Raw genomic sequence first — 13,585 nt, forward strand, 5'->3', positions numbered from 1 at the left:
GTGAGTGGCTGACTCACTTGAGGAGTCGCGACATCCGCCGGTCCGCGAGCGGCTTCCCGCCGGTCTGGCAGGTCGGGCAGTACTGGAACGACTTGTCCGCGAAGGAGATCTCGCGGATCGTGTCGCCGCAGATCGGACACGGCAGACCGGTCCGCGCGTGCACTCGCAGCCCCGAACGCTTCTCCCCTTTGAGCCGGGCCGCGGACTGCCCGACCGAGCGCGTCACGGCGCTGGTCAGCACCTCGCGAATCGCCTCGGAAAGCCCGTCCAACGCACCTTCGGCCAGCTTTCCCGTTGTGGCGTAGGGGGAAAGTTTCGCCATGTGCATGATCTCGTCGGAGTAGGCGTTGCCGATCCCGGCGATCAGCGACTGGTCCGTCAACGCCGTCTTCAGCCGCTCGGTGCGCCCGGCGAACAGCTTTTCGAGCCCCGTCCGGTCCAGCGACAACGCGTCCGGCCCGAGCCGCGCGATGCTGGGGACCTCCTTCTCCGGATCGCGCACGATCCAGACGGCCAGGCCCTTCTTCGTGCCCGCCTCGGTGAGGTCGAAGCCCGGCCCGGCGGCCGCGTCGAGGTGGACGCGCAGCGAGATCGGGCCCTTGCCGGGTTTGAGCGGTGTCGGCGACAGCGCGTCGGACCAACGCAGCCAGCCGGCCCTGGCCAGGTGGACCACCAGGTGGAGGTCGCCGGCCACCAGGTCGAGGTGCTTGCCGAACCGGCCCGTCCCGGTGACCTCGCGGCCGTGCAGCTCGGTCCACGGCGGTGTCGCCGTTTTCAGCACGCTGAGGGACGACACGTCGACGCGGAAGATCGTCTTCCCGACCGCGTGTTCACGCAGGTGGTGGGCGAGCGCTTCGACCTCGGGTAGCTCCGGCATGAGCCCAGTCTCGCGTGTTCAGGCCGCCGCGACTACTCCACCGGATGCAACGGGCCGTCGAAATCGGGCAGCGAATGCTTCTGGATGGTCTTGCTGATCTTGGAGACCTCGCCGCGCACGGTGAACATGCCGCGGATGGTGCCCACCCAGCGCTCCGACGGCCTGTCGCCCGCCAGGTCGCCCTCGGTCTCGGCGACCACGGTCCACGGGCGGCGCAGGATCCAGCGCAGAGGGAAGAACAGCGCGATCAGCAGCAACGCCAACGGCACCCACGACGGGATCATCACATCCACCGGCGTCCACACGATGAGCACGATCGCGAGCACCGACGTCACGACGATCATCGCGATGCCGGGGCCGTAAGTGCCCGCCACATCGTGCTCGAAGTCGTCCGCTGTCGCGGGAGCACGCCATTCCATCTGGGCTCGGACCACCCAGTCACGGCCGTCCTCGCCGTGCACCAGCCGGTTCATTCAGTCGCCTCCCGCGCGGCCGCTCGCTCGTCGTGAGCGAGCTCAACCGTACCGTGATCACGGTCGGCTTCGCGAGAGTTCGAAAGCGATATGTCCCTCTCGAGCGTTACGGGCACGTCGGGTAGTCGACACCCGGCTCCGGGTAGTGAGGAGTCGGTTTCACCGGGCTCGGCTCGTCGTACCGAGGCTCCTCGGACGAACTTTCGGAGTCGTCCGAGGTCGGCGAAGAAGACTCTTCCGGGTCAGTCGACGACTTGGGCGTGTTCGACTCCGTGGACTCCGGCGGCGTCGTCGTGGTCGTCGGGCTGAGCGACTCCTCCGTGGGATTCAGCGATTCCTCGGTCGGAGGGAGGTCGTCCCGCTTCGTCGTGGTCCCGTTAGGGCTGGTCCCCGGCGGATCAACGCGCGGAACCGTCCCCTGCGGCGGAGTGTCCTGGCCCGCCGGTGGCTGCCCTGCGTCGCCGCCGTCGAGCCCGTTCGAGGGAGTGTTCACGCCGGGCAGGCTCGGCATGTCGCCCGCCCCGAGTTCGGAGCCCTGGCCGGGTACGGCAGGCGTGTAGCCACGGCCGTTCAGCTGAGCGACGCCGACCCGCTCCGGCGGGATGTGCACGGCCGGCGGGGCGATCTGCACCGGCGGCAGCAACGCCAGCTCCGGCAGCCCTCCCCCGGACAACCCGATGGTGTGAGTGACATCGGTCCCGAAGACGGCCGGGCCGGCGACGATTCCGACCGCGCCCGCGGCCGCCGTCGACGCCACCGCCATGCCGACCTTCATCTTCGAGCCCAGCAGGATTCCCTTGACCGAAGCGGCGAGCCCGGACAACGCCCCGGACGACCCGCCCGCGTAAAGCCCGGCGATACCCGGCAGCAGCAGGGCCACCACACCGGCATGCGCCCGCAGCGACGAGCACACGTCCCGCAGCTCGTCATGCGTCGCACGGCAGGACTGGCACGCGATCAGGTGAGTCTTGATGCGGCGCGCCTCGGCCCCGGTGACACTGCCCGCGGTGAACCCGCCGAGCTTCTCCACCACCGCCCGGCACGAATCCGGCCCGCGGTTCACCGACAGATGCGCCTGCAGATACGCCGCCCGCAACCCCTGCCGCGCCCGGCGCGCCAACGCCGCCGTCGCGTTCGCGCTCAGCCCGAAGTGCGGCGCGACCATCGCGGGCTGCTCACCCTCGACCTCGGTCTGCCACAACACCGAACGCCAGCGCTCCGGCAGGCTCGTGAACGCGGTCGTGATCAACGAATGCTCGGCCGTCCGGGCGTTCGTGTCCGCCCCGGCCCCGGCTCGGAAGGTCAGCTCGTCGTCGCTCACCGGCACGTCACGACGCGCGCCGTGCCACTCCCACGAGACCCGGCGGGCCACCGTCAGCAGATACGCCCGGACGTAGTCCCGCGGCCCGGCGCCCCGGCGCAACGCCTGGAGCACCCGGAAGAAGGTTTCGGCCGTGATGTCCTCAGCCTCCGACCGATCGGAGGCCAGGCTTCTCGCCAGTCTCCGCACAGCGGCGGCGTGAAGCTCGAAAAGCTCCCCGAAGGCGGCGTCCTCCCCCTCGCGGAGCCGCTGGAGCAATGCCTGCTCGTCGGATTCCGAGGCCGCCTGTAGCGGCACCGTGCCCTGCTCGGTCATCCGGCCAGGCACCTCCTCCCCGAAGGACTCACCATTCGGTCGAATGGGGACACCATACGGAGGTATGCAGCCGTCGTCACCCCTTGTACGCCAGCTGTGACACCGAAGCACCGGTCGGGGTGGGTAAAAACGGCTACTGACGGTCGGTGTAGGGTGTGTACACACTGCTTCAAACGAGTGTTGACGCAGAAAACTTCACATGCGGATGTAGCGCAGCTGGTAGCGCATCACCTTGCCAAGGTGAGGGTCGCGGGTTCGAATCCCGTCATCCGCTCGCAAGTGGGTAGGTCATGTCCAGGGAACGCCTGGACCTCGACTTGCTCACCATAATTCCCGGGGGCCCGAGCCCCCGGACCCCCACGTCGCTTGTGCCTCGCGTTGGCGGGTGGGTTGTCGGTACATCGATCTTGGTTGCTGGTCGATGGTTACCACGTGCTACAGGTCCGGTGAGCGGAGTCACACGACCGTAGTAATTCGGATTTGTGCATAGGCAGAGGCGAGGGCGCACCGGCAGTGAGCGGGTGCACCCTCGTTTCGTCATGACTCAGGACGGCACGCAGGTGGGCTGCGGGCGCTTCCACAAGGTCACCGACCAGCCGTTCGGCAGGGGATGCGTCGCGACCGGCATGAACCCCGAAGCCATTGCGGCGGACACCATGGACGGCGGATCCACCTTCGGCTCGAACTCGTTCACCGTCCCGGTCGCGGTGAACAGCAGGCACGTCTTGCTCGCGTCACCGCTGTTGCTCCGGTACGAGGTCAGCCAGGCCCGATAGTCCGGCTCGGTGTTCCCGTTCTCCGTCGGACTGACCTGCGGCAAAGCCACCCCGTAGCCGAACCTTCTCAACATCTCCAGCTGCAGGGTGTTGATGTTGAAGAGCCGGTCACGGAACCCGAACGCCGTCGCGCCGCTGAGCGCGTGGTGCTCCGCCACCTGCCCGGCCGCCCACTCCGAAACGGCCCGCCACTCCCGCACGGTCTCCACACTCAGCGGTTCGGTGACCTGGCCCCCCGGATCGACGTAGACCTGCGGCGCACCACGTCCGTCGGTGACCTTGGACGATCCCAGCACGGGCAGATCCACCTCCCAGGGATGCGCGGTCGGCAGCCGCAGATCCACCATCGGCACCAGCGCCAGCAAACCCACCAGCGCGACCGCCACCGGCAAGGCCTTCCGCAGCGAGCGGTGCGCCCGGTACAGCCCCCACAGCGCCAGGATCGCCATGGACGGAATCAGCGGGAGGAAGAAGGCGGTCCCCGTGTTCTTCGACGTCAGCACCGCCACCCCGCCTTCCGCGACGAGCAGCGCCGACGGGAACAGCGCCGACGCCACCATCGAGCGGAGGGTGTCCTTCGCCGGACCGGTCCGGACCTTCGTGACAGCCACGACGATCGCGGCGACCAGTCCGGCGCACAGCAGCAACGCGTGCGGCAGCCCGTGGTCAAGGATCAACAGTCGGAGCCGCTCGACCCAGGCACCAGGATTGAACACACCCGCGTCCTGACCGAACTCCACCGATTGCTTCCCGTAGCCGAAACCCGTGAGGTACTTGAAGACCCCGACGCCGTTGGGCACCAACCAGATCGCCGCGACGCCGGCGCCCACGGCCGCCGCGAGGGCGAAGTACTTCAACCGCTTCTTCCGATCGTGCGGGACCGCCGCCTGAATCAGGGCAGCCAGCACCAGCCCGGGTACGAACGCGATGGCCATCGTCCTCGACAACGGCATCAGCCCGACAAAAACTCCGAAGGGCACGACGAACTTCAGTTTCGACAGGCCCTCGGAACGGACCAGGAAGTAGATCGCCGCGGTCGTCATGACGGCCGCAGGAAGAGCGAAGTGGTAGGCGCGTGCCTCGTAGATCACGCCGGGGGCGGTGGCGACTATTGCCGTGGCGATCCAGGCGAACGGACGGCCCGCCACTCTGTTCGCCAAGGCATGTGTGAGCAGGATCAACGCCACTCCGGCCACCAGCGGGACGACGAACGCGGCTACCGTGCCCGTCCCGGTGGCGAAGAAGTGCAGCGAGGTCAACGCCGGCAACAGGGGCGCCTGGATACCCGACGACTCGACGGCCTCGACCCAGCCGACGACACCGTCCCGGAGTGCGGCGCCATGGTTGTTCAAGGCCATGCCGAAGTAGCCGGCCTCGTCGATGTCGAAAACCTGACCATCGCGGTAGAGAACGATCCACCGGAAGTTGACGGCCAGCCAAGCGACCGCCACCCCGAGCAGGACCCATGTGTTCACCTGTACGCGGCGAATCCCCCTGGTCAAGACCATGGTCGAGAATCTAGCCGCGCGCCCGGACCGGCTAGAGCGCGGGCGCTTTGAACGGGTCGTGCTCGGCCAGGAGTTTGTCCACCCTGGCTTGATCGACTCTGCCGACGACCGAGTTCTCGTCCTGCCGGTCGCGGATGCATTTGGCGAGGGTGAACGCCGACGTCGTCAGGAAGAGCATGCCGAGGGCGAGGAACCCGCGGACCCAGCCGTCGACCGGCAGGTACCAGATGCCGACGATGACCGCGAGCAGGGCCAGGCCGAACGAGAGGGCCGCCTGGACGAAGAACGCGACGGTGGTGGGGGGCGCTGCGGAGAGTGGTTTCGTCATGCGTACCAAGGTCGCGCTGAACACCCCGCGGTGTCTTGAGTACGGCTACTCAAGAAGTGTTGCGATTCAGGCCTCGTAGCTGCCAAGCATGGTCGGCGCGACCGGGACGCGCTACCAGACAAGGTTCAGATCAGAATCCCATCGGCAAACCAGATCACCCGAACTGTCCGCCTGCACAACGCAAAGCGCTCGACCATCTTCAGTGCCGGCCGGGTACTCTATCCATCCCAGTTCGCCGCCACTGGGAAGACTTTCCATATCCTGCAGGACAATACCGCCAAGGAATAATTCAAAAGATAATTCAGTACCAACAACAGGACGATTGAAGACGACAACCGAAGCCTCGTCGCCAATTTGTTCACTTATTCTGTCGATAATCGTCGCACGCGGACACCACTCTATCCTGGCGCCGACCATCGCGACCACGGCCATTCCTGGCGAAATCACGTCCGCCAGGCACTCGACGGTGCCATCGCCAACAAGGTGCCATTGCTGTCCCCACCTGCCGTTTCCCCAGCAAACAAGAACGGCCACCTCGCCTTTGAGTGTCGCTGATCGCACGCTTTCCCAGAAACTCGAGTCAGCTCGATTATCAATAGTCCCATCAGCTGAATCCGGCAGCTCAATGGTCTCGATATCGCGGCGCAATGCCGACCTGTCCACCAGCTCTTCCAATACTGAGAGTTCTCCTGGGACCTCCACCGACAGATACATGTCGGTGGCCACCGACAGACTCAAGCCCTCAGGGCTAACCAAAGAACAAGACGGATTTCCATATCTGAGCATCTGACGAACCAGCAAGAGGGAAGTTTCTCTTGAGAGCACAACCCCAGCCCTCAAGAACCCCAGCCAGGACGGCAAAGGTTCTCCGATGGTCAAGGCCCTGACCTGGAGTTTCTCCACCTCAAATCGGGAAAAGAGGTCACGGCCGAAGTCGACGTACCTGTCTTCCACTCGATAGTACTCGTCCGCAGTCAAGGTCTTGCCACAGAAAACGTGGCCGATGTCCTCGTAGCCCGTCCACGTATTCAGTGCACCGGAACGCTCCTTGTCGGCATACCTGGAAATCAGCAATCCGTCCACTACTTCCGTATCCGATCCAAGAATGGGCCCGATTTACCACTATAAGAGACATCGTAAGAGCCGCTACGCGACGTACTACTCGTAGTTTGGATTGATTCCATAGTACGACCCGCTTTGAAGAGGCTTCCAGCATGCCCCGTCATGTCCTGTGCGATAAAGCGCAAGTCGGCCGGTGCGCCATTATTTTGCCAAATCTTCGGCTGCCCCTTTCCTGCTGAGCGGAACTTAGTCGGCGTATACCCGAGAGCACTTGCAACATCGTTGGATTGCGATTTCCCGAGAACCGGTTTTTCCGGCCTACCTCCGGTCCCCTTCTTGGCCGCACAGTTGTGAACGAGGACGCTGGTTTCGCTGGCACCGACATAGAAGGCGTGGATGTCATCGATCGTGAGGTCGTGGACGGAAGACACCTGCGTGAAGTGCCGAACTGCGGTGACGACCGATGACCGACCATCCGGCGAGTGTAGATGCTGACCAGGAGCCAGGTCACCGATCGCTAACCAGTCACCGACCTCCTCCACCCAGACGAGGTGCCAGTCCGTGGCCACGATGGTGCCCGAAACGCCGCCGGAGGCGACGGTGACCTCGGTCCGCTCGTCCTCATCGCCGTGCACGATCGTGCCGACAACACGTCTCCGATCGACACCACCGGTCGCCGGATCCGTCGTCTGCACTTCATCGCCGATCCGAACGTCCTCGATCGGCTTCGTCGTGCCATCCGCCATCAAGACCTGGGTACCGGGGACGAAGCTGTTGCAGCCCGAGTCGCTCGCCGCGGCGGCACCACCCATGGCCGCGGCGGCCGCACCGACGACCCCTTCACCCTCACTGACGGCGACGACCACTTGCACCGCATTCGCCGCCATCGCGGCGTCAGAGAGGATGCGCTCCGTATCGGCGATGACTTTCTGGGCCTTCTCCACTTCACGACCGAAGGTGGCCAGTGCCCGCGCGCCCTTCCAGAAGCTCGCGACGATCTCGCCGACCTTCAGGATCTTGCCCCACGGGATGAAGTTGAGGAGGGTGCTGATGCACGAGCCGACCGAGCCCTCGATGCAGCCCATGATGTCGTCCCAGCCGATGAGGCTCTTGATCAACTCACCGGCCGCGTCCACGAAGACGTCCCACTTGGACTTCTTCACAACGGCTTGCGCATCCTTGTAGGACTTCTCGTTGTAGCCCCGTTTGGCCTTTTCCCGCTGTTCGGCCGCGTATTGCTTTCCCTTCGGTGAAGACGGAGAGCTCGCCATGACAGTGCAACTGCCCGTACACGCAGCCGCTTGCTCAGTGCCTTCGCGACAGAACAAACCGTCCTCGCCCATGTGGAAACAGGCCGACATGCCGGACGGATCCGTCATCGTCACGGGCGAGTTGTTCGCGTAGGCGTAGGGATTCCAAAGCTGCGGAACCGCCGGATCCAAGACCGGATCGGTCTTGGTGAACCGGCCGATCGTCGGGTCGTACTCCCGCGCGCCGAGGTGGGTCAGACCCGTTTGATCCTGGTAGCCACCGACAAAGCCGTGCTTGTCCGGCCAGGTGGACGGTGCGGGCCCACGCACGTTGCCGAAGGGATCCATGTAGCGCTGGGTGGTTGTGAGCGTCCCCGCGGAGATGGCCATGCCGTTCGTGCCATGCAGGTCACCGAGCATCCACTTGAGGCCGGCTCCGCCTACTCGCTCGGCGACCTGGAGGCCGCCATGCTGGTAGTAACGGATCGCGGACACACCGACCGTGCCGCTGGTGACCACCAGCTCGAGGTCGCCGATCGCCAACGTGGTGCCGGTCGGATCGCGCGTGACAAGACGGTTGCCGTCGGCATCGTAAATGTACTTGGAGTCACCGGACTTGGTAGCGACGCCGGCCGTTCTTCCTTCGTGGTCGTAACTGAAGGTCTGGGTATCGCCACCGACGTTCCTGGTCAGCATCGACCCGGCTTCATCGTAGGTATAGCCGCTCGTCGATGTCCCGTTCGGGCCGCTCGTGTCCACCTTCTCCAGAGCGTGCGGCTTGACTGCACTCGGCCCAGCCGCCGGATAGGTGGAAATACTGGTCACGTCACCGGTCGACTTGTGGTCGACCTCCTTCGTGCGGTTTCCGGTCTTGTCGAAGGAGTACGACTTCCAGTACGGCGCGGCACCACCCAACGCGGACGCCGACTTCGCCGTCGCACAATCAGCGGATGAGGGAGTCCACGCCTCGCTCATCCGCCGTTGGTAGTCGTACTCGAAACACTGGGTATCGGCGGGCGCACCCGATGGGGTGTCAGAGATCTTCGTGACGTTGCCTGCCGGGTCATAGCTGTAGGTCCGGTTGGTCAGCTGCGATCCGACCTGGGTGGCTCGGTTGACGGTGGTCGTCTGGGGGCGTCGGGTGATCTCGTCGTAGGTCTGGGTCACTCCGACGTTCGAGGTGGACTTCTCACCGTCGAACTGCATGCGGGACATCTCGTTGAAGGAGGTGTAGTCGGTCTTCGACACCAGGTTCGTGGTCGTGCCAGAGGAGTCGATCGCGTACGTCGTCGACGGCAGTCCGAGCTCGTTGTACGTGTGTCGAACGTGTTCGAGCGGCAGATTTCCGGCCTTCGGGCTCACCGTGGACGCGACAGCGCCCGTAGCTGTGTATGCGGTGCTGAACTCGTACGTACCTGCCAAAGCCTTTTCGGCGGCTGGAACGTCGACGGCCTTCTTGGTCGGCCTGCCGTATTTGTCGTACGCCACGACGCGGGTGACGTACGCGTCGGTGCCCGCCCAACGGGTCGACGAAGCAGGCAGACCGATCCCGTTGGGGATCGTGTCGTAGGTCCAGCTCGCCAATTTGGTGCCGGCGGCCGAGTCCGCGTTGCTCTGTGTCTTACGTCCGAGCTTGTCGTAGGTGAAGGCAACGGTCTTGCCTCGGGAATCTTTGGTCGACGTCAACTGGCCGCTGTCGTCATAGGCGTAGGTCGAACTGCCTGCGTCCGGGTCGGTCTGCGAGATCTTGCGGCCACGGAGGTCGTACCCGGTCGACCAGGCGTTTCCTGCGGCGTCGGTCATCGACGTCATGGCGCCGGCGGCGTTGTAGGTGTAGTTCGTCGCGTCAGCCGGATTCGATGCTCCCGGCGTGTATCCGTTCGTGTAGAGCAAACGCTGGACGGTTTGTCCGTGTACGTCTGTCACCACGGTTTCCGGCGATACGCCCCGCGGCGGAATGGTCGTGACGCGGTCGCCGCCGTAGATGGTCGACGTCTGCCATTGCTTGACGCCCTTGGACATCAAGATCGATGCCGTCGCACGGGCACGGCTGTCGTACTCCGTCACGGTCTGGTTCAGTACCGTGTTGTCCGCGACGGTCACCAGCTTCGCGACTGGCCCGGACGCGTTGTTGAAGTACCCGTTGTTCGTCTTGAACGGAAGCCCTCGCGAGTCATAGACGGTGTCACTGATGACTCGGCCGCCACCTGAAGCCGGGGACTGTGCTTGCCTCGTCCGCCCGAGACCGTCGTAGATCGCATACGACGTCGTGTATGTACCGTTGTCCTGCAAGGCTTTCGTCGCCACCGTCGCAGGGACGGCGGTCGGCGAAGTCGAGGCATTGGCGTATTCGAAGGTCGCCGTTGCCTTGTCGCCACCGAGCTTGCTGCGTCCTGGATTCCAGACGGCTGTCTTACGCCCCAGAGCGTCGTAGGTGATATCCGTGCGGACCTTGTTCACATCGACCGAGAACACCGGGTTCCCCCGTGCCGGCTCCTTCGTGGTCGTCGCGACCCAGCCAAGGGGGTTGGTCACGGTGACTTCGGCGACCTGACCACCGGAACTGTGCACATACGCGGTCTTCGTCAAAGCCCCGGACACGTCGGTCGACGAAGTCTCCCGGCCGTACCTGTCATATTCGTTCTTCGCGGTCGTCACGAATTTCTTGCCCGCGGAGTCCCAGGAGCTCAGCGTATCGGTCTGCGTGATGTTGCCCGATGTCGGCGCGGCTCCGAACGCCTGCTTGTCATAGGAGACCTGGACATTGGTGATGACCGTGGCCGCGGTCTCCGTTCCCGAACAAGTCCCGGCGAACATCACGACTTCGCTCGACTTGTCGAACATTCCCGTCGCGGCATTCGCGACATACTTCGTCTTGGTGCACGTGTCGTCCGTAGCGACAGCGGTATCACCGAGATCCTCTTGCTCGAAGACAAGCCCGTTGTCGTTGATCTTCTTGTTCACCTGGTTGCGACGAGAGGTCTTGCCGTCGGACAGCAGAGTGCGACCTCGTACGGTCGCGACGTCCACCAAGTGCGCCTTGAGCAGACCATCCGCGCTCGTCGCCGTCGGCCCGCGTACCCAGGGGTCGTTGATGGACGAGTTGTCGACGATCGTCGTACCGGGGAGATAGGTCCTCGACTCACGGAGAAAGCCTTGCAACGGATCCTGATCGACGATGGATCCGTTGTCCGAGTCCTCGACGACGGCCTTGCGCTTCCCGTCGCCAGGCAGATGGTCACCGTCCATCCCTCGCATGTAGACCGACTCCGTCACCGTTTGGGTGCCGGTCGGTACACCGATGGATGTCCGCACCACCTTGTAGCCACGCCACTGGCTCCAGGTCTTCCGCGCCTTCGGTGTGAACTGACCTTCGTCGTAGTGCCAGGCGGCGTCACCGAGATAGTCGTAGTGCGTCTTGACCGCGACCCCGCCACCAGTGAGGTCTTCTTCGGAGATATCCGTGACGACGTACTTGTGGAACCAGTCGAGGACCGGGTCTTTGGCCGACGGCGGACTCCAGAACGACGCGTAGCAGCGCATCGTGTCGGTCTCGGGCGACGCGGGCATACGCGTCTTCGCGACGCAGTCCGGGCCGGAGTACGCGACACCGATCCGCCCGCCGGTCTCGGTCCGGATCTCGTTCACCCGGTATCGGGTGATCGGTGAGTACTGGTCGTCCGCGGTGTCGACTCGGTTCGCGAACATGAATCCGCCGAACGTCGTGGCGGGAAGGGTGATGCTCGCCCCACCGCCCTTTCCGGTGTGAGTGACCGAAGAGAGCCACAGCGCGGACGGGGAGGCGTCTCCCGTACCGGGGAACGTTTGGGCCAGATTCCAGACGTCGACGTCGGTCTGGGTACCCGCGTTGTTGTACTGCGTCCGGACCGCGGTCAGCCGCTTACGGGTGAAGAAAGCGGGCGATCCGTAGTCGCAGGGTTTGTCCTTCGCGCAGATCTGCTCGAACGGGACATCCGGCCACGACCCTGCCGTCGTCGAGTTCAACTGCGAGGGATCACAGGTCACCGCCCCCGCGGGGAGGCACCGCTCCGCAGTGTCGAAAACGACCTGGTTGGTGGGCGCGGAACCGTAGACGCTGCCCGCGTCGAGCCGCAGACCGTACTCGATCCGCAAGGGATACCCGCCGGCCGTGTACTCGGTACCGGCGGTCGTGACGTTCTGATTGAGCCCGTAGTGGTTGTTCTCCTGCTGGTAGTAGTACGTGCTGGCGTTCCCGTGCGGATCCACCACATAGTCGAGGTTCCAGCGCCAAGGCTGCCGGCACGACGAACCGGCGAAATTGTTCGGCTTGTAGCAGGCTTCACCGTCGTTGTTGCCGAACACCGGGACCGACCAGGTGGACTGGGTCTCGTGCTTACCGGAAGTCCAACCGGGCGGGCGGTTGAGTCCCAGGAAGTACTGAGTGCCGTCGCCGGTGGTGACTTTCCAGTGCTGCCCGTCCTGAGCGTTGTTCGCGGCACCGGTGAGAAGTTCGATCTTGGAGCCGTCGTCGTTCTTCGGCCGCCATTGATTCGTCCCGCCGAGCTTGATCAGCTCCGTCGACTTGCCGCCGAGGACGAGTGTCGCGTTGTCGATCCCCCAGCACTGGTCACCGGTCTTGGTCTGCCCGTTGTTGCCACCGAGGTCCTCGCTGCACGGCAGGTAGTTGCGGACGACGTAGCCGCCGGGTGTGAAGTCCCATCCGTCGCCGACCCAGGACGCCTGGTTGTTGGTCGCGGAAGTCAGTCCGTCGATGCCGCTGGACGAGTACGAAAGCGCGAGGCTCGGCGACGCGCCACTCGGCGCGGTCGGGACCGCGAACGGATAGCTGTAGGAGAAGCTTCCGGAAGACCCTCCACTGGACCACGATCCCGCCGCCGACAACGGCTGAGCGGACACACTCCCGGCAGAGCCGCTCGCCGCGGCCGTCACCGCGAAGACCCGTGGTGCCGGGCGGGCACCGGGAGCGCTGGCGAGCGCGACATCCGCCGAGACCTGCCGCGTCTTGCCGTTGTTCACCGTCCCGGGAACCGGGGTCTTCGTCCGGCACTCGGCCTTTTCCGGCGTCACCAGCGCACAGCCCGGCAGTTCCACCAGCTGCAGCCGATCGGCCCAGCCACCCCCGTACGCGCCGGCGAACCCCTGGTAGTCCACCGCGACATTCACCGTCTCGGCGCCCGCACCGCTATCGGCAACGGAAAGCACCACACCGTGAAGCCCCAGCGCGCCACTGGCCTTCTGGTCCGCGACACGGACCCGGACCTTCGGTGCGGGTCCTGCCTTTTTGGCCGTGGCAGCGTCCTTCGCCCGCACCCAGCCGACCTTCACCGGGGTGCCGTTCGCGGCGCTCTGGACACCGAGCCCTTGTGGCTGACGGCTGTCGCGCGCGCCGGCGAGCAGTTCGACCTCGGTTTCCGCCGCCCCAGGCCAAACCGGCGGCGTCACCTTCGCATCGGCCAGTACAGGTGGCGGCGACGGCGGGGCGACGAGCGGCGTGACCGGGACGCTCTGGTCCTTCTGCCCTGGTCCGAGCGACCAACCGGGTGCGCTCCCCTTGCTTTCGAGCGCGATCGCCGCGCCACCGGACGCGAGCATGATCGCCGTCACGGCCAACGAGGTGACCTGAGAAAACCGGCCGATCCGAGTCCAGCGAGTGTCTTTACGCATGACGAAGC

7 protein-coding genes and 1 tRNA gene are annotated in these 13,585 nt (G+C 64.9%); 1 reads left to right on the forward strand and 7 read right to left on the reverse strand.

Annotation, left to right across the window (positions count from 1 at the left end; all coding sequences use genetic code 11):
• Positions 1 to 13: 13 nt before the first annotated feature.
• The 3 genes from ACLJRL_RS24610 to ACLJRL_RS24620 form a co-directional block, all read right to left on the reverse strand.
• A complete protein-coding gene (locus tag ACLJRL_RS24610) occupies positions 14 to 877 on the reverse strand; it encodes an Fpg/Nei family DNA glycosylase (protein WP_410658612.1) in 864 nt (287 codons plus the stop codon).
• Between the two features lie 32 nt (positions 878 to 909).
• Positions 910 to 1,350 (reverse strand): DUF983 domain-containing protein, encoded by a 441-nt coding sequence (locus ACLJRL_RS24615; RefSeq protein WP_410658613.1) that lies wholly within the window; start codon positions 1,348 to 1,350, stop codon positions 910 to 912.
• A gap of 106 nt (positions 1,351 to 1,456) precedes the next feature.
• A complete protein-coding gene (locus tag ACLJRL_RS24620) occupies positions 1,457 to 2,986 on the reverse strand; it encodes a sigma-70 family RNA polymerase sigma factor (protein WP_410658614.1) in 1,530 nt (509 codons plus the stop codon).
• Positions 2,987 to 3,187: 201 nt separating this feature from the next.
• Here ACLJRL_RS24620 and ACLJRL_RS24625 point away from each other — a divergent pair.
• Positions 3,188 to 3,260: transfer RNA gene (locus tag ACLJRL_RS24625), tRNA-Gly, on the forward strand.
• Positions 3,261 to 3,530: 270 nt separating this feature from the next.
• Here ACLJRL_RS24625 and ACLJRL_RS24630 read toward each other — a convergent pair.
• The 4 genes from ACLJRL_RS24630 to ACLJRL_RS24645 form a co-directional block, all read right to left on the reverse strand.
• Positions 3,531 to 5,237, reverse strand: coding sequence for an ArnT family glycosyltransferase (locus tag ACLJRL_RS24630; RefSeq protein WP_410658615.1), 1,707 nt, complete (start codon positions 5,235 to 5,237; stop codon positions 3,531 to 3,533).
• A 64-nt stretch (positions 5,238 to 5,301) separates the two neighbouring features.
• Positions 5,302 to 5,598, reverse strand: coding sequence for a YiaA/YiaB family inner membrane protein (locus tag ACLJRL_RS24635; protein WP_410658616.1), 297 nt, complete (start codon positions 5,596 to 5,598; stop codon positions 5,302 to 5,304).
• 111 nt (positions 5,599 to 5,709) lie between these two features.
• A complete protein-coding gene (locus tag ACLJRL_RS24640) occupies positions 5,710 to 6,681 on the reverse strand; it encodes a hypothetical protein (RefSeq protein WP_410658617.1) in 972 nt (323 codons plus the stop codon).
• Complete coding sequence (locus tag ACLJRL_RS24645) at positions 6,681 to 13,577, reverse strand: RHS repeat-associated core domain-containing protein (protein WP_410658618.1); 6,897 nt, start codon at positions 13,575 to 13,577, stop codon at positions 6,681 to 6,683. The genes ACLJRL_RS24640 and ACLJRL_RS24645 overlap by 1 nt, the downstream gene beginning before the upstream one ends.
• Positions 13,578 to 13,585 lie beyond the last annotated feature (8 nt).

Source organism: Amycolatopsis sp. lyj-112 (assembly GCF_046549055.1).
Taxonomy (GTDB): domain Bacteria; phylum Actinomycetota; class Actinomycetes; order Mycobacteriales; family Pseudonocardiaceae; genus Amycolatopsis.